Here is a 24,516-nt window from a genome sequence, read left to right on the forward strand (position 1 = left end):
ATTCGACGCTCTCTCAAGAAGGGGCGTTCAGTCGAATTGATAGAGCGTGGGTAGATGTAACAGCGTCAGCGACGCCATCGCCGGATCCGAGAACGATTCGGTTTAGACTGCGTGGCCGAAAGGCGCCGAGTGGCGGTGACCAGATGAAAGTGAAGGGAAAGATTTGCGAGCCGAAGTCACCATGCATCCTCGCGGTCGCCACCGTCTGATTTCCCTCCGAGCGTGGCGCGGGCTCGAGACATCACCATCATGGCGAATGAACCAGGCCGTAGCGGAGTGCGCCTCGAAGCGAGCGCTAGCGGCCCATGCCTGAATGAATGCCGAGGTTGCCGCCTTCATTCTCCCAAGCTCTCACAGCCGCTCGTTGCTGCTGGTCCTGGGGATTGTCATGATGCTGAGAAGGGTTTGATCCCGGCGCATGGATCGGCTGCTGGACATCGGCAGAAGCTGCGTCGACTGCAGTGCCGCCTCCAGTATCGCCCCTATCTTGCAAGGTGCCGTGTGCAGCATTTATCCATGGATTGTGCCGCCAGTTGCCTGCGTAGCGGCGGCCTGGTGAATTCCAGCGACTTCCGAGGGGAATGCGGGGCACGGAGATCTCCTGGATCATGTGTCTGCTACTTTGGCGCGATCGCTCGATGCAGCTCATTCGCGCCTTCAAACTCATCCTAGTGAGATTTGGCTTCTCGCTCGCTGCCATTGGAGAGGCGGGCGAGTTCATCTGGCTCCGCGCAGAGAGAAAACACGAAGGCACCAGCGCGCGCGAAATCGATGAACTCGTCCACCATGTTCCGCAGCGGCTCTTCGGCGGAGTGCACCAGTGACGCGTGGGCTCCGATCATTCCACTGAAATACGAAGAGTGCTTCGCGGTCCCAAGCGCGCTTGCCCACTCTGTCGCGTCGTCTGCTTCGATTTGTTTGCAATCCTTCATGCCGCCAGGGTGGTAGTTATGGCGTATGGCCGGCGGCGGCAGCGTTCTTTGCCGCGCAGTCGTTACGTAGGTCGAGCCTCTGGGATGCCAGCCGAAAGTCTGGCCAAGATCGCTCAAGAACTCCCACGTCGTAACAGAGCAAAGAAAGCGGCGAGCCTCATGCTGGGGCTCTCCTCGGAGAGCAACGATCGTAGTATTCGACATCGCACTGTCACGCGGCTGCGATCGCGCCTTGGAATGTGGAGTACCGTCGCGGCACGTCTCTGACCTCCGATGGAGCGCGGCCGCGAGGGTCCTGCGCGAAGCGAGTCACATAGGAGTAGCCATTCAGCTCTCCATTGTCGAGGTATATCGGTTGAATGACAGTCGCAGCCCAGAAGATCGATCCGCCAGGGCGACGACGCCATCCGCATTGAGTGGTCGAGCCGTGCAGGCATGCGGCGAGGAGGTCGCGATCCGGTCGAAGCAGTGTGATGTCCTGCGGCAAATAGAACTGCGACATATGAGCGCCAATGATTCTGAAATCAAAGGCCGCAGCGCCGGGTAACAAATCGTGCCAGGCGCAGACCACGCCGCGGTGATCGAGCATGGCGATTGCGCAGCCGTCGCTTCGCTCGATGCACGTGACGTGCATTCGTGCGCCCTGCTCTACGAGCAGGCGATTCCGCCACGAGCCTCCTGTGCCGGCGGCGGGCACGCCAATCGCGCCTTTCAACCTGATGACATTGCCCTCCAGCAGGGACGTTGAAGAAGTTCGCCGTCCGAGGTTCGGACGCGTGCTTTCCTTCATCATTCGCCTGAGCTGGCGAGATAGATCGTGCAACATGGGAGGCTCCGCTGCGGTAGGTCGTGGGGAAGGCTGTGCGCCGCCGGTTGTCATGCGGGCAGGATGACGCAGCAGAATCGCTCGATCGCGACTGATGAGCAGGGGCAGTGTGCGCCTTGTCGAGCAATATAGATAGCTAAATCGCCCGACGGCGTCGGATTCACGCCTGGGATGTGTGGAACCACAGGTGTTACGACGGCCCATGCGTCTGGCCGGCCATGAGCGGCCGGGACTTCAGCAAATGGCGACGAATCAGAGTAGGCTGCGCGACCCTTCCAACACCTCGCGATGTAATTTATGAATTGGACTCTGGTTGAGAGCAATTGGGCGCAGTTTCGCGGCACTGTGAAAGCGCGCTGGCTGAAACTCGATGACGAGCGATTGCATGCGATCGCGGGCAACCGGGCCGCACTGTCGAATGCGATCCAGGAAGTTTACGGGGTCAATAAAATGGATGCTGAAAAGGAGATTCGGGCTTTCGAAGAGCGCAACAAAAGTTATCGCCCGAAATAGCTCGCGAGCGGCGCAGTCGCTCGCTCCTTACTGTGAGGGAAGCGCAGGTCATGCGTAGGTCGCAGCGTCGAATCGCAATCGAGAGGAACATCGGTTTGGTCGGGAAAGTCTGTCAGAGCTCGCCGGTGAATCAGCGGCTTCGTTGCCAGCTGCGCGAAATCGATAGAATCGAGCGCTGGTAACTCACGCGACCGTCGTTTCCAGCGGACGATCGTTGTTCTTTGATCATTGCAGCATCGACAGGCGCTGTCGCTGAAAAGCCGCTGGGCGGTGCGCAGTCCCTTTACGCAGGTGATCGGGCGGCCGCGATGACTCGATCGGCGCCCGGAGTCATCGTCCGATGCCAGGCAGTCGGCCCATGGCGGTGGAGGTCAGGATTTTCCTGGCTCAAGCGTGTTGGTCCTACGCGCCGCCTGCTGCCGTTGCTTTTCTTCGTTTCTTTTCTTCTGTTGGTCCTCGCGGCGCTTCTTTTGCTGCTTGAAATTGGGTGTCTTGTTCAACGGAGTCTTCTGTAGTGGATGAATGTCTGGAGGGCAGCATAGCAGCTTCCGGAGGCAGGCATCCAAGGAGCGAGCGACATCGGCAGTGCAGATCCGCGCGGCCGCTGTGTCACCAGCGAGAAATCGAGCGATTACAGCGGGCTGCCGGGTGATGCAGGCCTGAATTGGGAGCAAGTGGAATGCGGTCGGCACATTTACCTATCAAATGACGACTGAAGCGCGCACACTGCGTACTGGTTTGTTTGCGCAGTCAGCTCCGGAGATGACGAGTGTCAGGCCGTGGCCTGGCGTTGAGTGCCATAGGTGAGCCAATGAAGTATCAAAAGCGACCGGCCGCATTGCATGCAGCGCTTCGATTTGTCATCACCAGCGAGATGCCCGCCGAGCACAAGGCGACACTCATCGAGGTGCTGACGCAGACGTTGCGCAACGACGAGGCTGCAGAACTGCATCGTGAGGCTGCGGCACAGGCTCACGGAGAATGGCGGGAAGATGAGATTGTCCAGCTGCAGGCGTTCCTGAACGGGCGAAAGGCACGAAGCTGGCAACATGCCGATGAATGCGTGATGCATCTTGCGACCCAGTTGCATCGTGACCCCGGCTCGGTCCGTAACAAGGCAACCGAGCTGGGCTTCGGCGGCGCGGTCGATTATCGATTCTCGCAGGGACTCAACCTCGGACGGAGGGAATGAGGGCTGGCTGGAAGTCAGCAGCTCTTGAGGCGCCGGTCGCGCACTTGCGCGCCGTCGTTGGAACCGGGTGTCGTTGGTGGAAGTTCTATTGGACTGAGTGTCCGGTGAATGAACTGCCGAGAGGGTCCAATGAAATCGCAGCTCGGCCTTTCACGTACCGTGTTCCTGATAGAACAGGAGCCGCTTGTTTCCATGTGGATCAAAGAGGCGCTGGCGGCACACGGTTTGGAAACGCTGCCCCAAGCCCGATTGGTCGATGTGATCAAAGCGGCGCGAGCTGATCCGCCCGCGGCGGTGATCCTCGATCTGGCCTCCGCCGACGTTGGCGCCGATCCCAATACGCGAATGGGGGCTGATCACATACTCCGCGTCTTGCGACAAACCTATCCTGACCTATGCGTCGTGGCGCTGGCCGGTCATGCCGGCACGAAGCAACAAATGCTGCTGCAGGAGTTTCGCGTGCCTGTGCTGACGAAACCGTTCGCGTCTGCCGACCTGCTGAGAATTCTGGGGGATCACGGGGTGATCGCCGTCCCGGCCCGCTCGCTCGAAGCGATGTATTGAGTTTCGAGCGGGCACTCGTTCACGCAGTCTGCGAGCAGCAGGTATGCGAGGACGCCGGTAACAGTTCATGACGAAAGCGTTGGCGAATCGAGCTGCTCTTGATCGAGTCGTTGGCAGGCTGAGCTGCCGTCTCCGGAAAGAGAGAATGTTCGCGAGCAGCGCCTTCAGGAATGCCACTTCGGGTAATGGGAATTTGCAATGATAATCGCTCGCGAGTCGTTTGATCTTGTCGCCAATGTGCCGGGAAGCGTGGCCGAATTCCGGCTGCGAGTGGAGAGAGCCCAGCAGGAACGAGTTGCCCTGCGGGAAAGCGAACTGGAAGCGCAGGCCTCGCCCGTAAAGGACCCGCGCGAGCGCATCGAGATCTGGGAGCGCTTGCATGCATTGCGCCTGCCGAGGACATCGAATCATCTCCTGCTCGCGGTCATTGCCAAGCAAACGCAACTCACGCTCGGTCAAGTCCAAGAGGAGCAGGTTCGCAGAGCCGCAGTCGCCGGCAACCGCGGTCGATAATGTCGTGGGATTCAGCGGAGCCCGGTGATCAGCGCCACGAAAAGATTCGGTTGTGGCGACGACGGGCGTGGCGACGCCGCCTCGACGGAAGCGCCTACTGCGGGTCCTTCTTCGTGGAACCGCTCATCCTCCGCGACGGACGAGTGCAGGGATTCAGCTACATTTCCAGCGCCGCAGTGTGAACAAGCGACCCGTCAGCCTGGCGACGAAGCTTGCGACCGTCGATCAGGTGGCCGACGCAGCGCTGCAGCCGGCGGCGCAAAGCCGCTACCTGGCGTTTCGAAATGCGCTCATCGCCGATGGGCAGCAAGATGAGCAGATCTTGCAGACCCTGTGGCTGTTTCTATGGAATTTAGCCGACGGGCGATCGGTCAACGGCGTGCACTAGTTTTTCTTCCTGGCGCGGCGCCCGACATCCATGGTGCTTCGATGACGGCAGTTCATGACCTCGTCGGAATCATCTCCTGGCCGCGCTCGATGACGTCCACTCTGCCATCGAAATCACGAAGCAGGAAAGACGATTCCTACGTCGTTGGGCAGAAGTGACGAGAGCCGATGATTCGTCGTGAGCGGCGCTGTGAATGTGAACCCGGCGCCGTTAGCTCAGGCGTGGTTCTCCTGGCGTTCTCTGCCAGGTAGGCGCATAAGGAAGGTCGTAGCTAGAGACAGCGGAGATCGCCATGAGCATCCAACAGTCGACACGAAATGCGATCGCCGATGGTGTCATCACCGCCAAAGTAAGAGCGGTATTGCGACAAGACCCGATCACCGCGCATCACGATATCTGCGTCGAGACTCTGGCCGGAATCGTCGCCCTCAGCGGATTCGTCGAGACCGACATCGTGCGCATCGAAGCGGTGCAAGTCACAGCGCATGTCCGCGGCGTCCTGCACGTCAAGAATCTACTGGACGTTCGCACCTTCGGCTGAACCGAGAGTCAACTCCACGCGGTGGGTGGCTCCATCATCCAACAGCGGTACGCGCGGCTCGCCTGGAGGCATTCGAATTCCATCCACGGTTATCCGGGCCACGCCTTGGCAAACGCCGTTGGGATTGTTCACGGCGATTTCGTAGCGTGCCGATCGATATCTGTAAACCATGTCAAAGTGCCGCCAGCCTTCAGGGATGCAAGGCGTGAGCAGCAGTTGCGTTCCCTGAACGTGCAGTCCAAGGATGGCTTCGATGCCGGCCCGGTATAGCCATCCGGCGGAGCCCGTGTACCACGTCCAGCCACCGCGTCCGACGTGAGGAGCGACCGAATAAACATCGGCAGCAACCACATACGGTTCGACTTTATAGCGGCGCACCGCAGTCCGCGTGCTCGTGCGGTTGATCGGATTGAGCATTGCAAACAGCTTGCCGGCAGCATTGCCGCGGCCCAGTTGCGAAAGAGCGATAACTGACCACGCAGCGGCATGAGTGTATTGTCCGCCATTCTCGCGGATGCCGGGTGGATAGCCTTTGACGTAGCCGGGATCGAGCGACGTGCGATCGAACGGCGGCGTGAACAGCAGCGCCAGTCCATCGTCGGGCCGAATGAGTTGTTCATCGAGCGCCGCCATGGCCTGGGCAGCACGGCTTGGCTCGGCAACGCCGGAGATGACACTCCAGGATTGCGCAATCGAGTCGATGCGACACTCGTCACTGCCTGCCGATCCCAGCGGCGTGCCGTCGTCATAATATCCTCGTCGGTACCACTGGCCATCCCAAGCATGGTGCTCGAGCGCTTCGCGCAATGCTTTGGCGTGCGTCAACCAGCGCTGCGCACGTCCGATTTCGTTCCGGGCGGTGGCAAACGGCGCGAAAGCGCACAGCGTCGCATGCAGAAACCATCCGAGCCAGACGCTTTCGCCGCGACCGTGTTCGCCGACGCGATTCATGCCGTCGTTCCAATCGCCGGTTCCTATCAAGGGCAGGCCGTGCGCTCCCTGCGTGAGGCTATCGTCCAGCGCGCGGGCGCAATGTTCGAAGAAGCTCGCGGCGGTATCGGCAACGTTCGGCTGGAAGTATGCGTCGTGTTGTCCAGGTTCCAGCGCGACGCCTTCGAGAAAGGCGATGCTTTCATCGAGAACTGCGGTGTCACCGGTCCTGATGAGGTAGTGCGCGGCGGCATAGGCGAGCCATACACGGTCGTCGCTGATGCGGGTACGAACGCCTTGTCCGCCGGGCGGCAGCCACCAGTGCTGCACATCGCCCTGCACGAACTGGCGGCCCGCCGCGCGCAGCAGATGCTCACGAGTGAGCGCGGGCTGCGAGGTCACGATCGCCATCCCGTCCTGTAGCTGGTCGCGGAAGCCATACGCGCCACTGGCCTGATAGAACGCCGAGCGGGCCCAGATTCGGCACACCAGCGTTTGATACAACAGCCAGCCGTTCAACATCAGATCCATGGCGCGGTCCGGTGTTTTGACCTGAATCGCGCCGAGCGTTTCCTTCCAGAAGTCCTTTACGTGACGGAGCACCGCGTCCAGGTCGGCGTCACGATAATGTTGCACCAGTCGCTGCGCCTCGGTTGCACTGGCAGCTTCGCCGAGCAGGAACACGATCTCGATACATTCGTTTGGCTCCAACTCGATGAGCGTCCGCAGCGCGCAGCAGGGATCCAATCCAGCGCCAACGCGCCCGGAGAGTGCCGCAAGCCCATTGCACGCAGCGGGGCGCTCCAGCGCGCCGTGCCGACCGAGGAATTCACGACGGTCGCCGGTCCACTGAGTTTGTCGGTCGGCCAGATCCGCAAACGCCACGCGTGAGCCGAACTGCGAATTCCAAGGATTGCGAGCGAACATAGCGCCCGTCCTGGCATCCATCTGCGTCACCACGAAGGGTGCCGAGGCCGCGCGCGACGTGCCCAGAACCCATTCGACGTAAGCCGTAATGGAAAGATGCCGAGTTCGGGTCGAGGTATTGCGAATGCGCAAGCGCGATATCTTGATGGAATCCTCGAGTGGCACATACATCTGCAGCTCGAGCGCGATTTGGTTGGCTTGATGTTCGAAAACGCTGTAGCCATGGCCGTGACGAACGTGAAACGGCGCGCTTGCATCACGTATGGGTGCAAGCGTCGGGCTCCATAGCGTTCCGTCGTCCTCATCGCGAACATACAAAACTTCGCCGGGCCGATCGGTCACGGGATCGTTGCACCATTGCGTGAGCTGGTTTTCACGGCTGTTGACCGCCCAGGTGTAGCCGCCGCCATCGGCGGAAACTTGAAAGCCGAAGTGTGGATTGGCAATCACATTGATCCAGGGCGCGGGCGTGGTCTGACCGGCTTCGAGATTGATCTGGTACTCGCGCCCATCTTCAGTGAAGCCGCCCAAGCCGTTGAAAAATTCCAACGGCGGCGGCGAGGTGAGTTCGGTGCGCGTGCTGTCCGCCATTCTCGGCCGCCGCAGTCCCGACGGAACATCGGCGGGGGCGGTGCGACGCTGGAGTTGATCTGCGAGCATGCCTCGCGCCCCGACGAACACTGCGCGCGCAACGCTAGATAGAGTCGCGCGTGTTTCTGCGGACACCAGATCGGTACGTAGCACGAACACCGAACCCTTGGTGCTGTCGACGTGGAGCTGCGGTTGCGACTGGCGCGTGCGCACCATTCCCTCGAGAGCGATCTGCAAATCCTGAACGTAGGAGGCCGCACGCTCGTTCAGGATCACGAGGTCCACGGCCAGTTGTTTCAAGCGCCAGTATTCATGTGCGTGCAACAACTGCCGCGCGATCGCCATGTCCTCGATATGCTCGATCCGTAACAGCACGATCGGCACATCGCCTGAAATTCCATGCGCCCAAAGGGCCGGCCGCGTGCAGCCGCCGCGTTGTATCGCCGCCGCGGAGGGCCGCAGTGAGGCGTCGGCGAACAGCACATGGCTGGCGACACATTGATACAGGTGAGCTGCTTCGGCGCTGATGCCCAAATGATGCAGTTGGACTTGCGCCTGCGTCCACGCGAGGGTCGCGGCGCGGCTGAAAGCGTTAGCGTCGCGGTGCTTGTCGAACAGATCCAACACGTTGGCGCGGGTGGTCGAAACGCAGGTCCAGAACGATAGCCGCGCCGTCGCCGCCGGCGGAATGCGAACGCGCTGGCGCAGCGCGAAGATCGGATCGAGCACGGTACCGACGGTGTTCGACAAGGGCCGACCATCCATGACAGCGACCGGTTCGTGGACTTCGCGGCCTCGCCCCAGAAAACGCGCTCGATCGGTCTCGAATTCGAGCGGCCCAGAGATCGTGCCTTCCACGGCGAGGTGATGTGCCGCCCAGACTTCCGGCTCGGTCGCGGCACGCCGTCGCCTCGTGGCCAGCAGTACACCGAGGTTGGCCACGAACTCGGTCTGCACGAACAGTTTGGAGAATGCCGGATGAGCGGCGTCGGCTGCGGGCGGGGCGAGTGCGAGCTCGCTGTAAGAGGTGACATCGAGCTCGATCGAGCTGCTACCGGTATTGGTGATCGAGATCCGTCTGACCTCGGCATTGTCCTCCGGAGAAACGACGACATCGAGGGTCGTCGTCACTGAGCCGTCGACGCGCACGAATTCGGCGCGGTCCTCGCTGAACGTCACTTCATAACTGTCCGGCTCGACGCCGCACGGCTGAAAGCCAGCCGACCAGACCGCGCCAGTGGTCGCGTTTCGCAGGAAGATGTAGCTGCCGGAATCATCCCGCGTGACATCCTCTTGCAGACGAGTGATACCGATGTCGCCGCATCTGCTGTAACCGGATCCGGCGGCGCTCAGCATCACGGCGTAGCGCCCGTTCGAGAGGATATGTGTCTGCGGAGCGGCGGAATGCGGGGTGTGCAGGCGTCGCAATGTCGGCAGCTGCGGATCGTTGCTGCGTTCCGAGGATTGCGCCTCTTCGACTCTTGGGCGGGCAATTGAAACATCTCGCGGTGTCCGTTCGTGCAGCAGAAGCTCCGCGGCCTTCACCATGCTGTCGGAGTGGAAGCGCGCACGCATCCTGCCATCGAACAAGACATTGGCCGCGGCGACGATGGTCATTCCCTGATGGTGCGCCATGAACGCCTTGACGATCACGACATCGATGCCCTCGGGCAGTCGGGTACGTGTGTAGTCGAGTGCTTCGTAGAAGCCGTAGCTGCCCAGTGCGCCGACCTCTTCAAGTCGTGCATAGTTCCGCATCGCCGCTGTCGGGTCGACCATGGCTGCGAGGCCCGTGGCGTACGGCGCGATGACGAGATTCTCGCTGAGGCCGCGCTTGAGCCCGAGGCCGGGCACGCCAAAGTTGGAGTACTGATAGGTGAATTCCAGATCGCGCGCGCCGTAAGCCGATTCGGAAATGCCCCATGGGATGTCCAATGAAGCTGCGTAGCTCATCTGCCGGCGCACGATGAGGCGAGTGGTCTGCTCGATCAGGCTGCCGGCGGGAGCGCGCATGACCAGCGAAGGCATCAGGTATTCGAACATCGAGCCCGACCATGATACGAGGGCTGCGCCACGTCCGATCGGCGTCACGGCGCGGCCGAGGCGAAACCAGTGGTTTGCCGGCACATCGTTTTTCGCAATGGCGAAGAAGCTCGCGAGGCGGGCCTCGGATGCCAGCAAGTCATAGCAACTCTCATCGAGCGCGTTGTCCGGCACGCGATAGCCGATGGACAGCAGCTTGCGTTCGGGATCCAGCAGGAAGCGGAAGTCCATCTCCAGGGCCAGCGCGCGGGCGGTGCCGGCCAGCGCCAGCAACCGATTCGACAGGCTCGCGTCCTCGTCGTCCTGCGTCTGGAGGTCGCGTTGCCAGCTCTTGATGGAGCGGTGCGCCGCCTCGGCCCAGAACAGCAAATCTTGATACACCGAGCCGTCATGCTCGCCCGAAAGTGCGCGAGCGCCGTCGCTCAGGATGGTTGCCTGTGCCTCGGCGTGAACCAGTGTCGCGGCCACGGCTGTCGGCGGAATGTTTCCTTGAAGTGCTTTCGACAGTTCGGCCAGTGACGCTGCAAGCTGGCGTCGCGTCAGCGCCTGCGTGCGATCATCCTGAGGAAGTTTCAGCAGAGCGCCATGCGCCAGAGCCACTGCGTCGGCAATGCCTTCGAATCGAGCCGCGGCATCGATCGGGATTCGGGTCCACTCCTGCAAAGCGTTGGCGACGGTGGCGAGGTGGGCAGCAAGATTGCCGCTGTCGACCGAGGAAACGTATTGCGGATCGAGCGGTCGAAGATCGCGCGTGTCGTACCAGTTGTAGAAGTGACCGCGGAACCGCTGCAAGTGTTGCATTGTCGCCAGCGTCTTTTCCAGCCGTTCGAGGCTGTCCAGCGTACCGAGCCAGCCGAAGTCGCGAGCGCTGACCGCACACAACAGATACAAACCCATGTTCGTGGGCGAGGTGCGATGAGCCACCACGGGTCGCGGATCTTCCTGGAAGTTATCCGGCGGCAGCATGCGGTCAGCATCGGTGACGAATGTTTCGAAGTACCGCCAGGTGCGACGAGCGACCAGGCGTAACCCGAGGCGGTCCTCGGCCGAGGCTGGTAAGCGACCGGCGGCCGGCGGCGATTCGCTGATCCGTCGCGCCATCGCCGGCGCCGCGGTCCACAGCATCACGAACGGCAGCGCCACCCAGAATGTTTCGAATCCGCCTGAGGCCACCAGCACCATGGCGCTCGCTGCCGCCAGCAGGCTTGCAAACATTCGCCGGTAGACACCGACCAGACCTGGTTGCGAGGCAAGCTGCGATTGCGCCGCCGTGACCCACTCGAGCAAGTTGCGCTTGCTGATGGTCAGGCGGTACAGAGTGCGCGCAATGGCATCGACCATGAGCCAGGCCTGATGTGGCAGAAAAGCGATGAGCAATCCGATCTGCGTGCCGGCGAGCGCGATGTCCTGGCCCCAAGCTGCCAGGTGACTGCGGGCGATGACATCGCGTCGAGGCATGATCGCCGCCAGGGCCGGCAGGAGCGCGGGAAGCGCGATCGCCGTCAGTACGAACGCGGTCCATATCCAGGCCGCGTGTAACGGCAGTTGCCAGCCGATCAGCAAGGCGAGCAGGGCAGTCGGAGCGGACAGGCTGCGGCGCAAGTTGTCGAGCATTTTCCATTGGCCGAGCAACGGCAATCTTCCGATACCGCGCCGAGCGGCGTCACCGCGGCCCAGGAGCCATGGCAGCAACTGCCAGTCGCCACGGACCCATCGATGGTTGCGAGCCGATGCGACGTCGTAGCGCGCAGGGAATTCCTCGATCACCTCGACATCCGAAATGAGCCCGGCGCGCGCGAACGTGCCTTCAAACAGATCATGGCTGAGCAGCGAGCCGTCCGGCACTCGGCCGGCCAGCGCTGTCTCGAATGCGTCGATATCGTAGATGCCTTTGCCGGCGTACGAACCTTCGCCGAACAGATCCTGATACACGTCGGAAACAGCAGCACCATACGGGTCGATGCCGGTCATGCTGGAGAAGGTACGTTGGAACAGCGAGCCCTCGCGGCCTATCGGCAGCGATGGTGTCACGCGCGGCTGGAGTACCGCATAGCCGTCAACGATTCGGCCGAGGCTACTGTCGAATCGGGCGCGATTGAGTGGATGTGCCAGCTTGCCAACCATGCGTCGCACGGCTTCTCGCGGCAAGCGGGTATCGGCGTCGAGCGTAATGACGAAACGAACGTCGGCTGGCACCGCCATCCCGGCAGGAGCACGGACAAACGTCGTGTCGACGGCTCCACGCAGCAGCTGATTCAATTCATGCAACTTGCCTCGCTTGCGCTCCCAGCCCATCCAATGTTGCTGGCTCTCGCTCCAGATGCGTCGGCGATGCAACGCATAGAAGCGTGCGCCCTGCGAGGGAGCGTCGTGGATGCGGTTGAGATGAGAGATACCGTCGGTCACCAACTGCAGCAGCGCCGGGTCTTCGGCAGTGTGCTCGGTTTCCGCGTCGGTCCAATCCAGAAGCAGCGCGAAATGCAGCTCGCCGTGGGCAGAGGCCAGGTAGTGGACTTCAAGTCGTTCGAGCAATGTTTCAATAGCTTCGCGCGTGGTCAGCAGCGCCGGCACAACGATCATTGTGCGCAGGTCCGCTGGAATGCCGCTACGTAGTGACAAGCCCGGTAACATTGTTGCGCCGAACCCTCGCGTAACCGCGCGGTTGACCAACGCGACCGAAAGATCGGTGGCAGGAATGATTCCCAGCAATGCGCACACTGACAATTGCCACAGTGCGATTCCCTGAGCTGCGAGCAGACCCAGTGGTATGCAGATAATCAGCGCGGCGAGCAGCAGCAGGGAAGAAATGTAGCCGGTGGGGCCGATTGCATCGCTCAGTGCCCGTGGCCAGCCGTCCAGCGAGGTGCGACATCCAATGGCGGTGGCGAAGGAACGTCGGCCGGCTCCCAACAGATGATAGCCAGGGTCGCGCTTGCGCAACTTATCGGGATCGTCCTCGCTCACCGACCGGATTGCCGCGACCAACGCATGCGTTATCTCCAACTCGCTGTGCGTGCAGCGGCGTGCCAGGCGCTCGATGGCGCTGCGGTACAGATTGCGGGTGGCAAAATCCATTTGCGCCAGGTCGGTTTGCCGGCGTAGCGTCGCTTCGACCAGGCTCACGGCTTCGAAGAACTCGGCCCAGTTCACATCGGAGATCAGGCGCATGCTGGTGATGATGTTGCGTACGGTCACGTTGGTCGCGCCCTGCCGCTGGTGCTCGTCGTGAACCATTCGGTCGGAAGTGGTGCCCTTGGCGATGAGCTGTTCCTCCAGCCATTGCAATGCTGGCGTTACGCGCGGATCTTGATCGCGCAAGCGCTTTACGACCTGCACCACGAACGAAGCGGAGAGCTCGCCGTGCTCCAGGAAATATCGAGAGAGTGCCTGTCGATCGATCGCGGCTCCATTCACTCCGAGCAAGCGGTCGGCGATCGCATCGGCTTGCTCGCGCTCGAACCGCCCGTTCACTATGTGCTCGGCGGCGCGGCGCAGATTTTCGATCAGCACGATGCTCAGCGTGATCGCCATCGCCCACAGCTCGCCGATCGTGAGGGGCTGTACCACTTGGTACGCACGCACGAACCGAAGCAGAGCTTCCATGTCGAAGTGGCTGTCGCTGTGTGCGACACACGCCCATGCCATGCCAAAGACGCGCGGGTAGCCGATGAACGGCCCGTCGGCGAGCTTCGGCAACTGGCGGTAGAAGCTCGGCGGCAGGTCGCTGTGGATCTTGCGGATCTGTTGTTCGATCAGATGATAGTTGTCGATCAGCCACTCACCGGCTGGCGTGATGTTGTCGCCCGAGTGGGCCGAGGTCATGGTCCGATAGGCGTCGAGCAGCACCGCTTCGTTATCGCTCAGGCGCGCATTGAGCGAGCGTCGGCGTTGCGGTCGCGATGCGACGGGCTGACTCTGCGCCAGACTTTCGGCGTGCTGTTCCAGGCGCGTAATGCTGAACAGTTCCTCCCGAATGATTGCGGAGCTGTTCCAGGGCGGTGCGGGCTGTCGCCAGGTGGACGCTTTCAGCGTTCTACTCCAGGGAGACCTGCTACGGGTTGGCGTGGTGGCGGGTCGGTCGCGCGCGTCGCCGCGGCTATAACTGTAATTAGCGGCTATCGGCGCATACTCCGGTGAGCGTGACCGTTATGGTTGGTTCACGCTTGCGCCAACGACGATGGTAGATGACAGTCAAGAAGTTTCTCCAGGAGCAGATCGATCGGGGATTTTGCAGCGACGCGTCCAGCGGGTCGGTGCGGTAGCGAACTTAGATGCACGAGCCCGGCAATGCTGTATGTTAGGCCGTGCACCGACACCGTACCGACCATCGAAAAGAGGTGACCTGTGAGCAAGGGCCAGGATCGAAAGAAGGATTTGAAGAAGAAACCGACCAAGACGCTCGACGAGAAGCGTGCGGCGAAGAAGGTCAAGAAGGCCGAACGGGCCGCGGCTCGCAGCTTTCTGTAGCGCCATCGAAGTTCGTTCGTCGCTGCTTGCCGCGAGTCGCTCTCGACCCGGAAAATCGGAGCGCCGTGCGGCGCTCCGATTTTGCTGACCCCGTTACCGCCGGCGCTCCGTTGCGCTGGTGGGGAGAGCGGCGCCATCATCCTTTGTCGAGAGTTGCAGCTGCTCGACTTGCTCAGCGCTTCTGGCGCTCGAGTCGCTGGAGCCCCGCGTCACCTTGCCGGCAAAATTCGGCCTGATGACATTCTCGGCGCCGCGCGCGTCCTTGGGAACACTGGCTTCACCGGTCGAGCTCACATCCGTGGCACTGGCTTCCTCCAGTACCTGTTTCGCACGCGAGCGCTCGTCGCCATTCTCCGTGTGTACCGAGATCAGGATGTTACCGGCGCGAACTTTACCTTCGTACTGCTTCGCCTCCAGTTCCGGGATTCCCAGGCCGACCAACGCGCCAATGAGGCCGCCGGTCGCCCCGCCCACTGCTGCGCCACTGAGCGCAGCCATGATGGGCCCGGCTGCAATCAAAGGTCCGACGCCGGGGATGGCCAGCGCGCCGATGCCCGCCAGCAGACCGAGCGCACCACCCACACCCATGCCCGCGAGCCCGCCGGTCGTGGCGCCCTCGGGAGCTTTGGTGTTCTTTTCATGAGCAAAATCTCGAGTGCCCGCCTGGTCCGGGAAAAGCACCGAGACAGCGGAACTGGAAATCCCCACGGACTGGAGCCGGGAGACAATGGATTCGGCTTGCCCGGCGGAGTTGGCAATGCCGTAGACTGCGTTCTTCATGGGTGATTCCTCGATAACAAAAAGTTCAGGTAACAGCTCGAGCTCAGCGCGCCAGGGTCGGCGGCCCGACAAGTAACGCAGTCGAGGATGAGAGGGTGGTGAGGTGGCAGGGTGCTCGCGGATGGCTGAGATCGAATGACCGCATGAAGCGTCCCGAGTGCCGGAACAACGGTCAGCGCGGGATGAAGTTCCGGATGTTTCATCGCTCGCTGGAGATGGCGATGATGTTTGTTACGGATCTGGAAATGAAAGTAACAAAAGTGTTTTCTGTGCCATTCGGGTTTGAATGGGCGGTTGCCGGGCGCAACCGCATCCCCGTCCCTGGCGCCGATTAGAACGTGCGACGTCGCGGCGAGTCAGGTCGATTCGAACTACTTGGTTCTTTTGCCCATGCGGCGCAGATTCAAACGCTCCACCATGGCCTGTACTTGCGAGAGCACGTCGAAGTGTCCGCCGGCTCGCAGGCCTGCAATGGTATTGGTTCCCTGCGAAATCACATACCGGTGCCACATGGCGCCGCTGCCGTCCGGTGCCGGTGCGCGGACTATCTCGTCGATGCGAAAGGAATCCTCGACCGAGAGCGTTTCTATTGTGTTCATGATCGGAACCTCGATGGAAACTGCGTCGCCAGGATCGCCCGGGGCACGAAGCCCCGGGCGCATGCTCATCACCAGCGCCGCTGACTGCCGCCACCGCCGCGAGGTTTGTCCTGCGCCTCGTTGACTTTGAGCGCGCGCCCGCCCATGTCCTGGCCGTTCAAGCTCTGGATGGCCCGAGCTGCGTCGGCGCGTGCCATTTCGACAAAGCCGAATCCCCGGGGCTGACCGGTGTCGCGATCATTGATCAGTGCAACCGAGTCGACCGAGCCATGCGGCGCAAATAGCGCGCGGAGGCTGTCTTCGGTGGTGGAGAAGGGCAGATTGCCCACATAAATCTTGCTCATGGCGTAACTCACTAAGGAGGCGTTCGCTCGGATCGAAAGAACGCAAGTAGATGACAGCGCGCGGGCGCGGTCGCTGAGCTTCGAGACGATTCGGTTTAGATTGCTGGCCGAAAGGCGCCGGGCGGCGGTGGCCAAACGAGATAAAGAGAAAGGTTACGAGCCGAAGTCACTATACACGGTGAGAGACGATCCTGCTCGGCTTTCTTTGGCGATCGATCCAGGAGCTCGTATTTGTATATTTAGCTATCTAGTTGCAGGAACGGCGCGCACACTGATCATCGTTTTCTTTGCTGGAGTATGGATTGCAAGCTCGATCAATCACTCGACTCGTTGCCGGAGGCGTGGCGCTCTGGTTGGTGGCGGCGGCAGCCATCGGTCAAACGCAAAATTCACAGCCGCTCGCCCCGGACCACTCGCGCCCAAGAAGCTATGGGAACGGCTGGGAATGCCTGCGTGGGTACCAGGAGCGTGAAGGCCAGTGTCTGGAGGTCATCGTCCCGACCAATGCATATCTGGATTCGCGAGGCTCGACATGGCGTTGCGATCGCGGTTTCTTGCGCGTGGCGGAGCAATGTACGCCGGTGCGTGTGCCGGAGCATGGATTTGCGGTTGATTCCAGCTACGAGAACGGCTGGCGCTGCAATCGCGGCTATCGAGCCGTAGATGAGAACTGCGTGAAGATCGAAGTGCCCGCGCATGCCTATCTGATCGATTCCATCCATGGTCTGGGATGGCAATGCGAGCGCGGCTTCAAACGAACGGCGACGCAGTGCGTGGCGATCGACGTTCCCGCCAATGCGTATCTGACGGGCAGCGGCGATGATTGGAAATGTGATCGCGGGTATCAGCGTACCGATGATAAATGTGCTGCGATCGCCGTTCCGGCGAATGCGTACCTCGATGAGCGAGGCGGTGAATGGCGTTGTGAGCGCGGCTTTCGCAAGCATGACGCGAGCTGCATCGCCCTGCGTGTGCCAGCCAATGCCTTCATCGGCTACTCGGGAGATGACTGGTCATGCGACGCGGGCTTTCGCAAGCAGGAAGGCAAGTGCGTCATCGCGCCGGGCATTTGATGAGGCATTGGACGGCGGGCCAAGCTCCGGCACGGGACTGGAGCACGATTTTCCAGGAAGCCGCGGCTCGATAGTCGGCGCTTGTTGAGCGGGCGCGCGTTCAACCTCGGTGTTCGCGTGGAGTTGCGAACTGACACGCCAGCAGTCCGGAGCGGCCCGCCAGCTCGCCGAACTCGACCGGATGGCTCGGCAGTTCCGGAGGCAGATTCAGATACAGCTCGCGCATCGAACACGGTTGCAAGCCGTGCTCGATCCACAGTTGCAGCAAGCGTTCGAATGCGGGCCGCAGCCGCATGCCCTCGAGCTCGGCGTGCAGCGTGAACACATGTGGGCCGGGATGGGTCCGACTGTGTTCGAACAGAACATCCGCCACGTTCCGTTCGGTGCAGCCCGCCAGGCCGATGATTTCATCGAAGGTCGGCAGTGTGGTCGGCAGCTGCGGGCAGAGGGCCGCTGCACCCGCGAACATCGGTCGGAAAGGCGAGCGGCCGCGAGTGTCGCTGGCGTACTCGAAGCCGAGCTCGGCTTCGAGCTGAGGCACGTGCTCATTCATCTGCCAGCCGGCGGCGCCGTGAACTTTCGGTCGCTCGCCAAACACACGCTGAAACGCAGCGACGGCGAGCTGCATTTGCTCACGCGTCCAGGCATGACTCTGAGCAGCGACATGGTCCTGCCACAGCACGTGATCGTTGCAATGAACGCCGACTTCGAACCCCGCGTCACGCACGGCACGCATCACATCGGCGGCGCGCTCGCTGATGTTTGGCGCCGGCAGCAGAACCCCATAACACAAAGTCTTCAGTCCGTAATTGGCGGCGACCGAGGTTCGCAGGACCTTGCCGAGGAAGCCCGGACGAAAGATGCGACGAAGGGCGCGGCCGGTATTGTCCGGGCCGAGGCTGAACAGGAAGGTCGCGTTGACGCGATAGTGTTTCAATAGCTCGACGAGTGGCGGCACGCCTTCGAGCGTGCCGCGCAATGTATCGACATCGACTTTCAGCGCGATTCGTTCGGTCATCGACCGATGGCCTGCGCGCGCGGGGCCGCAGATTCCGGGATCACCGGAAAGGTGTCGGTATCGGTCAGATCGCGCGCCTGCGGGAGATCTTCGGCGTAAGCGTCGAAGATCGCTTCCAGCGCGGTCCGCATGTCGACCTTCGGCTGCCACTGCAAGTCGCGGCACGTGTTTTCGATGCTCGGCACGCGGGACTGGATGTCTTGATAGCCTTCGCCGTAGTACCGGTCGGACGACACGTCCGTGATCCGCACCCGTCGCGCCGCTTCGCGATACGCCGGGCGCGAGCGTGCAATTTCGAGCATCATCTCGGCGAGCTGCCGGATGGAATAGTTGTTGGCCGGATTGCCGATGTTATAGATCTTGCCGGTGGCGACGCCGTTCGGGTTCTCGATGATCCGCAGCAGGCAGGCCATCGCATCGTCGACGTACGTGAAGGAGCGCATCTGTGCGCCGCCATCCACGAGTTGGATGTTCTCGCCTCGCACGATGTGCCCCAGGAATTGCGTGAGCACGCGTGAGCTGCCTTCCTTCGGTGTATGGATGCTGTCGAGGCCCGAGCCGATCCAGTTGAACGGTCGGATGAGTGTGAAATCGAGCTGTCCCTCGAGCCCGTAGCTCCAGATGATCCGGTCGAGCAGCTGTTTGGCGCAGGAGTAGATCCAGCGCGACTTGTTGATCGGCCCGAGCACCAGATTCGATGCATAGGGATCGAAGCTCGCGTCCGGGCTCATGCCATACACTTCGGACGTGGATGGAAAGATGACCCGTGTGCCGTACTTCACGCAGTGCCGGATGATGGGCAGGTTGGCTTCGAAATCCAGCTCGAATACGCGCAAGGGCTCGCGCACATAGGATGCAGGCGTGGCGATCGCGACCAGTGGCAATACCACGTCGCACTTGCGTACGTTGTACTCCACCCATTCGCGGTTGATGGTGATGTCGCCTTCCACGAAATGGAATCGCTCGTTGTTGCGGAACCGCTCGACGCGATCGGCTTGCAGATCCATGCCGTACACATGCCAGTCGGTCTGCTCGAGCAACTGGCGAGTCAGGTGATGACCGATGAAGCCATTGACGCCCAGGATGAGTATGCGTTTCATGAGGCCCGCCGCGTGTTGCTTGTTAGAAGGGAGAGAGGAGTGGTGCCGTAACGGGCCACAAAGGCGCTGGCCGTGAGCGGTGTATTACCGAGCTCGGCGCGCGTCAGCGTGAGTTGCTTGCCGTCACAGCAGTCGAGTTGCAGATCGTCGCCGTCGATGTACAGGCAGGGCGCTTGTGATGGATGCCGTGCCGGCTGTTCGAGATAACGACTGCCGAGCACTCGCAGGACCTGTCCGCCGTACTCGCCGAACGCACCGGGAAACGGTGGCGCGACGGCGCGAATGAGATTGTGAATTGCCAGCGCCGGGCGATGCCATTGGATCCTGCCGTCTTCCGGGCGGCGCCGTCCGAAGTACGAGCCGCGTTCGAGATCCAGAGGAACGCCAGGCGCGCGCCCGGCGATCAGGTCCGGCAGACAGCGATCCAGCAATCGTTCCGCCGCAGCCGCCACTCGCATCGAGACATCGAGGGCGGTGTCCTCGATGAGGATGGGCACGGCTTGCTGTCCAACCAATGGACCAGCATCGGGACGCACCTGCATGTAGTGCAGGCTCGCTCCGGTCTCGGTTTCGCCGTTGACGATGGCCCAGTTGACGGGCGCGCGACCGCGATACTTCGGGAGCAGTGAGCCGTGCATGTTGAGCGCACCGCGTGTCGCCGAGGCGAGCAGCCGCTCGCACAACATATGGCGATAGTAGAACGAGAACAGAAAGTCGGGACGCAGGCTGGCGACGCGATCCACGATGGCGTCGGTGTTCGGATCGGCGGGACACGTCACGGGAATGTGATATTCCGCGGCCAGACGCGCAACACTGCCGAACCATTGGTGTTCGGCGGGATCGTCCTGATGGGTCACAACCAGATCGACCTGAACGCCATGGCGCAGCAGCACGCGCAGGCATCGCACGCCGACCTCGCTGTAACCGAATACGACTGCACGGGTCACGAGGATTCACCTTGTCGTTGTTCTTCGATCACCGCGTCGACCAGGTAGCGCGGGCGATCGCGCACCTGCAGATAGATGCGGCCGATGTACTCACCCAGCAGTCCGATGCCGAACAACACGATCCCGATCAGCAGAAACACGATGGCGAACAGCGTGAACACGCCGCCCACTTCCGGACCGAGCAGCAGGCGGCGCACGCCCAGGTAAACGACGAACAGCACGGACAGCAGCGAGATGACGATGCCGCCCATTGAGAACAGCTGCAGCGGCACCAGTGAAAAGCCGGTCATCAGATCGAAATTGAGCCGGATCAGGCGATACATCGAGTATTTGGAGGTGCCGCTCTCGCGCTGCTCGTGTCGCACCGGGATCTCGATCGGGCGCAGCGCATACAGGCTGCCGAGCGCCGGCAGAAACGTAGTGATTTCGCGTGATCGATTGATGGTGTCGACGATGTCGCGCGAGTAACCACGGAGCATGCAACCCTGATCCGTCATCCGAATGCCGGAGATGCGCTCGCGAACTGCGTTCATCGCCGACGAGGCTTTGCGACGCCACCATACATCCCGACGCTGCTCGCGAATCGTTCCAACGTAGTCGTGGCCTTCGTCGAAGCGCGCGACCAGTTGCCCGATCTCCTCCGGAGGATTCTGCAAGTCCGCGTCGAGCGTGACGACGAACTCACCGCGAGCGCGTTCGAAGCCCGCGCGGATGGCCTGATGCTGTCCGAAGTTGCCGCGCAGGATGACGACGCGCGTCTCGTGCGGACGGTGCTGAAACATCTGCCGAAGCAGCGCCACCGAGCGGTCGGTGCTGCCATCGTCGACGAAGATGCATTCGTACGGACGATGGAGCGCATCGAGCGCCGGGTAGAGTCGTGCGAACAGTGCGGGCAGGCACGACTCCTCGTTGAAAACCGGAATCACGACGCTCAGTCGTGGCGTCGGGCTGGGCGCAATGTGCGGGCGTGCGCTCATACCCGATTTGCCAGGACGTCTCGAAGCGCCGCGCACACCCGCCGGACGTCATCGTCGGTCATGGCGGGGAACAGCGGCAGAGTGACCGTTTCGCGTCCGATGCGCGAGGCGTTCGGGTATCGATCTTCCCGATAGTCGAGCTTTCGGTAGGCGGTCAGGCCGGGAATGCAGGGATAGTGCACGCCGATGGCAATGCCTCGTTTGCCCATCGCCTGCTGAAACTGCGTGCGTGTCATGCCGAGCCGGTCGAACGGCAACAGCAGCGTGAACATGTTCCAGCAGTGCCCTTCATCGCCGGCGTCGGGCAGGATGCCGGGCGGATCGGCGCAGAGTTGCTGGAAATACATCATTGCCAGCTCGCGCCGACGCTTGTTGAAAGCATCCAGGCGTTCGAGTTGCGCAAGGCCGATGCGCGCCGACACATCGGAAAGATTGAACTTGCCGCCGGCGCTGACCACATCGATGTTACCGTCCGCGTCGCGTTCGATGCCGTGGAAGCGCTCGACTTCGATCAAGCGCACTTCGTCGGCCGGATCGCAGACGATCGCGCCGCCCTCGATGCTGGTCATGTTCTTGTTGGGATGAAAGCTGAAACAGGTGATGTCGCCGAACGCACCAATGCGGCGAGCCCGGTACGCAGTGCCAATCGCATGCGCCGCGTCCTCGATCACCCGCAGATCGAATTTGCGTGCGAGCTGCAGGAGTCGATCCATATCGACCGGTAAACCGGCGAAGTGCACCGGCATCACGGCGCGAGTGCGCTCGGAGATGGCGGCCTCCAGCGAGGAAACATCCAGATTGCGACTGACCAGATCGACGTCGACGAACACCGGAACGGCGCCCCGTCGCAGAATGACATTGGCGCTCGCCGCGAAGCTCATTGCCGGCACGATCACTTCGTCGCCCTTGCCCACACCGGCGACCATGAGCGCAATCTCGAGCGCGGCCGTGCACGAAGTGAGCGTGCGGACCTTGCGTCCACCGACATAGGACGACAGCGCGCTCTCGAATTTCGTCACATAAGGGCCGGTCGTGATCCATCCGGAGCGCAGCACCTGGCTGACCGCTTCGATGGTCTGTTCGTCGATGCTCGGCCGTGAGAAAGGCAGATAAGTCATGTAGGAGTCTGGCTCTGACTGAGAATGAACACGCCCAGGACGATGACCGCGATGCCGAGCAACTTGCCGGGCGCGAGGGATTCCTGGAACAGCGCGGCGGCGGCGAACGCATTGACGATGTATCCAATCGACAGCAATGGATAGACCACGCTGACCGGCGCGCGCGAGAGCGCGAGAATCCAGATGACGACGCTCACCACATAGCAGGCGATGCCGCCCCACGCGCCGTAATGGGACAACAGACGCGGCCCGGCGCTCGCGAGTCCGGCCCAGCTGGGCTCGATCGCGCCGGTCGCGCTGGTCGCGAGCTTCAGCAACAATTGAGCGGTCGCGTTGAGCAACACGCCGCTGATGACCAGCGCCCAGGTGATCGGATTCATCGGCGACTCACCGCGACCCTGCGTTTGTCACTGCCCAGCACCCGCATCGGCAGACCGCGAGCCTGGAGCTGTGCATAGGATTTATGAGACATGATGGCGATGCCTTCGTTCAGTTCTCGCCACGTCTGTTCGAAGCGCGCCATCTCGGGAATCGCGGCCCCCGGCGTCTGTCGCAGTCCAAAGTCGAGCTCGCCGCGCGAATCGACCATGAACATGGTGCGTCGTAAGTAGAAGGGGAGGGTCTGGTCGTACGTTTGCACGCTGAAGATCGGTGCGTGCGCGGCGAGGTCGGCGGGAATTTGTGCCGCCAAGGACTTTCCGGAGCGCAGCGACTCGTGTTGTGCTGCGGTCGCAAACAACAACGCGAAGCCGATGAACCAGGCGGCCGCGATACCGGGAATCGCGCGAGTCGCATGACCTGCGCGGACCTCGCGCCAGCCGAGCACGGCGGTAGCGAACGCAATCATTGCGAACGCCGCGACTGCGAATCGCGCTTGTTCGATGGCTTCGAGCGTAACCGGATCCTTGGTGAACAGATTTGCGCCTGCGCAGTAGACGATCAGTGCGATAGCGAACAGGACCAGCGCGCCGATGCTGATTCGCAGCGAGCGACTGTCGATGCACTCCTCACGGCTTGCCGTCAGTAGCGCCAGAGGCGGCAGGATCGGCAGTACGTAGGGCGCAAGTTTCGAGTTCGAGAGCGAGAAAAAAACCAGGACAAATACGCACCACACCCACAACAGTCGACGCGCGTCGAACTGACCGGGCCGGTGACTGGTACGCCAGCCGTTGCAGAGTGCGCCAGCCATCTGCGGCAACCAGGGCAGGGTGCCGGCGGCAAGAATGGCGATGAAGTACCACCACGGTTCTATGCGTTGCGCCGCATCGGTGAGATAGCGTTGGAAATGTTGTTCGATGAAGAAAAAGTGCAGGAATTCCGGATTCGCGCGCGCCACCAGGTAGAACCACGGGCCGGCGACGACTGCAAATATCACAACGCCCGATACGGGGCGCAACGTGCGCAACACCGCCCAGTCGCGTTGCCACAGCACATAGAGAGTCAGCACGGCGCCCGCGATGACGAGGGCGGCTATTCCCTTGGTCAGTACTGCCAATGCCAGCAGTAGCCAGGCGGCTCTCATCCAATGACCACTTTCCCTGGGCGCGACTCCACGCGTAACTTGAGTCATACAGAAGGCGCACAGCATCGCCGTGAGCAGGAAGGTGAAGGCCATGTCCAGCGTCAGGATCTGGCCCATCAAGAAATGCAGCACGGTCGATCCGAGAAATGCCGCGGCCAGCACACCGGCGCGAATGCCCCAGAGCCGGCGTCCAAGTAGAAACATCAGCAAAACATTGAGCCAGGCGGCGAGCATCGTGCACACCCGCGCAGTCCATTCGCCTTCGCCAAAAAATTTATAGACGGCTGCGGTAGCCCAGTATTGCAGCGGCGGCTTTTCCAGGTAGGCGACGCCGTTGAGATGAGGGGTCACCCAGTCGCCCCGTAACACCATCTCGCGCGGGATCTCGGCATAACGTCCTTCATCCGGATTGGCCAGCGGCCGGCCCAGCGCGAGTGCAAACCATACGATGGTGAGAGCAGCGATGCTCGCGACCACGAGTAATGTTTGCAGCCGCACGCGGGCGGCCGCGGGCAGCGCCGCAGCGGGTCGGGGCAGGGTGCTCAAGTGGGTCTCGCGTTAACTGCACTGGGCCGTGTCCAATCGTTGGACGACGCGCAAGGCAATATCAA

At 61.7% G+C, this 24,516-nt stretch carries 22 protein-coding genes and 1 pseudogene; 9 read left to right on the forward strand and 14 right to left on the reverse strand.

Going from position 1 to position 24,516, the window contains the following annotated elements; genetic code table 11:
• Window positions 1-668 precede the first annotated feature (668 nt).
• Window positions 669-1,049, reverse strand: coding sequence for a hypothetical protein (locus EKO19_RS26670; protein ID WP_129780392.1), 381 nt, complete (start codon window positions 1,047-1,049; stop codon window positions 669-671).
• A 94-nt stretch (window positions 1,050-1,143) separates the two neighbouring features.
• A complete protein-coding gene (locus EKO19_RS26675; RefSeq protein WP_129780394.1) occupies window positions 1,144-1,758 on the reverse strand; it encodes a hypothetical protein in 615 nt (204 codons plus the stop codon).
• Window positions 1,759-2,055: 297 nt separating this feature from the next.
• Here EKO19_RS26675 and EKO19_RS26680 point away from each other — a divergent pair, with 297 nt between their 5' ends.
• The gene (locus tag EKO19_RS26680) at window positions 2,056-2,271 is read left to right on the forward strand and encodes a CsbD family protein (RefSeq protein ID WP_129780396.1); all 216 of its coding nucleotides are present in this window, start codon (window positions 2,056-2,058) and stop codon (window positions 2,269-2,271) included.
• A 371-nt stretch (window positions 2,272-2,642) separates the two neighbouring features.
• Here EKO19_RS26680 and EKO19_RS39570 read toward each other — a convergent pair whose 3' ends face one another.
• Window positions 2,643-2,771: a hypothetical protein gene (locus EKO19_RS39570; protein WP_281281114.1), complete on the reverse strand. Its 129-nt coding sequence runs from the start codon at window positions 2,769-2,771 to the stop codon at window positions 2,643-2,645.
• 311 nt (window positions 2,772-3,082) lie between these two features.
• Here EKO19_RS39570 and EKO19_RS26685 point away from each other — a divergent pair, with 311 nt between their 5' ends.
• The 5 genes from EKO19_RS26685 (at window position 3,083) to EKO19_RS26705 (ending at window position 5,469) form a co-directional block, all read left to right on the forward strand.
• A complete protein-coding gene (locus EKO19_RS26685) occupies window positions 3,083-3,463 on the forward strand; it encodes a hypothetical protein (RefSeq protein ID WP_129780398.1) in 381 nt (126 codons plus the stop codon).
• Window positions 3,464-3,592: 129 nt separating this feature from the next.
• Window positions 3,593-4,027: a DNA-binding transcriptional response regulator gene (locus tag EKO19_RS26690; RefSeq protein WP_129780399.1), complete on the forward strand. Its 435-nt coding sequence runs from the start codon at window positions 3,593-3,595 to the stop codon at window positions 4,025-4,027.
• Window positions 4,028-4,225: 198 nt separating this feature from the next.
• Window positions 4,226-4,540, forward strand: a complete 315-nt coding sequence (locus EKO19_RS26695; RefSeq protein ID WP_129780401.1) for a hypothetical protein — start codon at window positions 4,226-4,228, stop codon at window positions 4,538-4,540.
• 178 nt (window positions 4,541-4,718) lie between these two features.
• A complete protein-coding gene (locus tag EKO19_RS26700; RefSeq protein ID WP_129780403.1) occupies window positions 4,719-4,928 on the forward strand; it encodes a hypothetical protein in 210 nt (69 codons plus the stop codon).
• A 292-nt stretch (window positions 4,929-5,220) separates the two neighbouring features.
• On the forward strand, window positions 5,221-5,469 hold the full coding sequence (locus tag EKO19_RS26705; RefSeq protein WP_129780405.1) for a BON domain-containing protein: 249 nt from the start codon (window positions 5,221-5,223) through the stop codon (window positions 5,467-5,469).
• Here the strand turns inward: EKO19_RS26705 and EKO19_RS26710 are convergent.
• Window positions 5,443-13,806, reverse strand: a complete 8,364-nt coding sequence (locus EKO19_RS26710) for a GH36-type glycosyl hydrolase domain-containing protein (protein WP_217705618.1) — start codon at window positions 13,804-13,806, stop codon at window positions 5,443-5,445. The genes EKO19_RS26705 and EKO19_RS26710 overlap by 27 nt on opposite strands.
• 498 nt (window positions 13,807-14,304) lie before the next feature.
• Between EKO19_RS26710 and EKO19_RS39575 the strand changes: the two genes are divergently transcribed.
• Complete coding sequence (locus EKO19_RS39575) at window positions 14,305-14,427, forward strand: hypothetical protein (protein ID WP_281281115.1); 123 nt, start codon at window positions 14,305-14,307, stop codon at window positions 14,425-14,427.
• A gap of 267 nt (window positions 14,428-14,694) precedes the next feature.
• Here EKO19_RS39575 and EKO19_RS26715 read toward each other — a convergent pair.
• A pseudogene (locus tag EKO19_RS26715) lies at window positions 14,695-15,207 on the reverse strand (hypothetical protein); the annotation flags it as partial.
• A 143-nt stretch (window positions 15,208-15,350) separates the two neighbouring features.
• Here EKO19_RS26715 and EKO19_RS26720 point away from each other — a divergent pair.
• Complete coding sequence (locus EKO19_RS26720) at window positions 15,351-15,542, forward strand: hypothetical protein (RefSeq protein WP_129780409.1); 192 nt, start codon at window positions 15,351-15,353, stop codon at window positions 15,540-15,542.
• A gap of 36 nt (window positions 15,543-15,578) precedes the next feature.
• On the opposite strand, the gene EKO19_RS26725 is transcribed toward EKO19_RS26720, so the two are convergent.
• Together EKO19_RS26725 and EKO19_RS26730 are read right to left on the reverse strand one after the other, a co-directional pair.
• Window positions 15,579-15,806, reverse strand: a complete 228-nt coding sequence (locus EKO19_RS26725; RefSeq protein WP_129780411.1) for a hypothetical protein — start codon at window positions 15,804-15,806, stop codon at window positions 15,579-15,581.
• 68 nt (window positions 15,807-15,874) lie between these two features.
• Window positions 15,875-16,150, reverse strand: coding sequence for an RNA recognition motif domain-containing protein (locus EKO19_RS26730; RefSeq protein ID WP_129780413.1), 276 nt, complete (start codon window positions 16,148-16,150; stop codon window positions 15,875-15,877).
• A 302-nt stretch (window positions 16,151-16,452) separates the two neighbouring features.
• On the opposite strand from EKO19_RS26730, the gene EKO19_RS26735 reads away from it, so the two are divergent.
• Window positions 16,453-17,223 carry a hypothetical protein gene (locus EKO19_RS26735; RefSeq protein WP_129780414.1) on the forward strand — a complete coding sequence of 257 codons (771 nt, stop codon included), beginning with the start codon at window positions 16,453-16,455 and terminating at the stop codon, window positions 17,221-17,223.
• A 100-nt stretch (window positions 17,224-17,323) separates the two neighbouring features.
• On the opposite strand, the gene EKO19_RS26740 is transcribed toward EKO19_RS26735, so the two are convergent.
• The 7 genes from EKO19_RS26740 to EKO19_RS26770 are packed head-to-tail and all read right to left on the reverse strand — an operon-like array spanning window position 17,324 to window position 24,451.
• The gene (locus EKO19_RS26740) at window positions 17,324-18,241 is read right to left on the reverse strand and encodes a polysaccharide deacetylase family protein (protein ID WP_129780416.1); all 918 of its coding nucleotides are present in this window, start codon (window positions 18,239-18,241) and stop codon (window positions 17,324-17,326) included.
• Window positions 18,238-19,341, reverse strand: coding sequence for a bifunctional UDP-4-keto-pentose/UDP-xylose synthase (locus EKO19_RS26745; protein WP_129780418.1), 1,104 nt, complete (start codon window positions 19,339-19,341; stop codon window positions 18,238-18,240). The genes EKO19_RS26740 and EKO19_RS26745 overlap by 4 nt, the downstream gene beginning before the upstream one ends.
• The gene (locus EKO19_RS26750) at window positions 19,338-20,288 is read right to left on the reverse strand and encodes a formyltransferase (RefSeq protein WP_129780420.1); all 951 of its coding nucleotides are present in this window, start codon (window positions 20,286-20,288) and stop codon (window positions 19,338-19,340) included. Before EKO19_RS26750 ends, EKO19_RS26745 begins: the two co-directional genes overlap by 4 nt.
• Window positions 20,285-21,265, reverse strand: coding sequence for a glycosyltransferase (locus tag EKO19_RS26755; RefSeq protein WP_129780422.1), 981 nt, complete (start codon window positions 21,263-21,265; stop codon window positions 20,285-20,287). Before EKO19_RS26755 ends, EKO19_RS26750 begins: the two co-directional genes overlap by 4 nt.
• A complete protein-coding gene (locus EKO19_RS26760) occupies window positions 21,262-22,383 on the reverse strand; it encodes a DegT/DnrJ/EryC1/StrS family aminotransferase (RefSeq protein ID WP_129780424.1) in 1,122 nt (373 codons plus the stop codon). Before EKO19_RS26760 ends, EKO19_RS26755 begins: the two co-directional genes overlap by 4 nt.
• Window positions 22,380-22,763 (reverse strand): DMT family transporter, encoded by a 384-nt coding sequence (locus EKO19_RS26765; RefSeq protein WP_129780426.1) that lies wholly within the window; start codon window positions 22,761-22,763, stop codon window positions 22,380-22,382. Before EKO19_RS26765 ends, EKO19_RS26760 begins: the two co-directional genes overlap by 4 nt.
• On the reverse strand, window positions 22,760-24,451 hold the full coding sequence (locus EKO19_RS26770; RefSeq protein ID WP_129780428.1) for a phospholipid carrier-dependent glycosyltransferase: 1,692 nt from the start codon (window positions 24,449-24,451) through the stop codon (window positions 22,760-22,762). The genes EKO19_RS26765 and EKO19_RS26770 overlap by 4 nt, the downstream gene beginning before the upstream one ends.
• Between the last annotated feature and the right edge of the window lie 65 nt (window positions 24,452-24,516).

Source organism: Peristeroidobacter soli (genome assembly GCF_004138485.1).
GTDB classification, from domain to species: Bacteria; Pseudomonadota; Gammaproteobacteria; order Steroidobacterales; family Steroidobacteraceae; genus Steroidobacter; species Steroidobacter soli.

What these genes read in the sequence shown, in the direction of transcription:
- EKO19_RS26675 (WP_129780394.1), bottom strand. Translation starts at nt 1,758, where the DNA reads ATGTTGCACGATCTATCTCGCCAGCTCAGGCGAATGATGAAGGAAAGC.
- EKO19_RS26680 (WP_129780396.1), top strand. Translation starts at nt 2,056, where the DNA reads ATGAATTGGACTCTGGTTGAGAGCAATTGGGCGCAGTTTCGCGGCACT.
- EKO19_RS26685 (WP_129780398.1), top strand. Translation starts at nt 3,083, where the DNA reads ATGAAGTATCAAAAGCGACCGGCCGCATTGCATGCAGCGCTTCGATTT.
- EKO19_RS26690 (WP_129780399.1), top strand. Translation starts at nt 3,593, where the DNA reads ATGAAATCGCAGCTCGGCCTTTCACGTACCGTGTTCCTGATAGAACAG.
- EKO19_RS26695 (WP_129780401.1), top strand. Translation starts at nt 4,226, where the DNA reads ATGATAATCGCTCGCGAGTCGTTTGATCTTGTCGCCAATGTGCCGGGA.
- EKO19_RS26705 (WP_129780405.1), top strand. Translation starts at nt 5,221, where the DNA reads ATGAGCATCCAACAGTCGACACGAAATGCGATCGCCGATGGTGTCATC.
- EKO19_RS26720 (WP_129780409.1), top strand. Translation starts at nt 15,351, where the DNA reads ATGAAGCGTCCCGAGTGCCGGAACAACGGTCAGCGCGGGATGAAGTTC.
- EKO19_RS26725 (WP_129780411.1), bottom strand. Translation starts at nt 15,806, where the DNA reads ATGAACACAATAGAAACGCTCTCGGTCGAGGATTCCTTTCGCATCGAC.
- EKO19_RS26730 (WP_129780413.1), bottom strand. Translation starts at nt 16,150, where the DNA reads ATGAGCAAGATTTATGTGGGCAATCTGCCCTTCTCCACCACCGAAGAC.
- EKO19_RS26740 (WP_129780416.1), bottom strand. Translation starts at nt 18,241, where the DNA reads ATGACCGAACGAATCGCGCTGAAAGTCGATGTCGATACATTGCGCGGC.
- EKO19_RS26745 (WP_129780418.1), bottom strand. Translation starts at nt 19,341, where the DNA reads ATGAAACGCATACTCATCCTGGGCGTCAATGGCTTCATCGGTCATCAC.
- EKO19_RS26755 (WP_129780422.1), bottom strand. Translation starts at nt 21,265, where the DNA reads ATGAGCGCACGCCCGCACATTGCGCCCAGCCCGACGCCACGACTGAGC.
- EKO19_RS26760 (WP_129780424.1), bottom strand. Translation starts at nt 22,383, where the DNA reads ATGACTTATCTGCCTTTCTCACGGCCGAGCATCGACGAACAGACCATC.
- EKO19_RS26765 (WP_129780426.1), bottom strand. Translation starts at nt 22,763, where the DNA reads ATGAATCCGATCACCTGGGCGCTGGTCATCAGCGGCGTGTTGCTCAAC.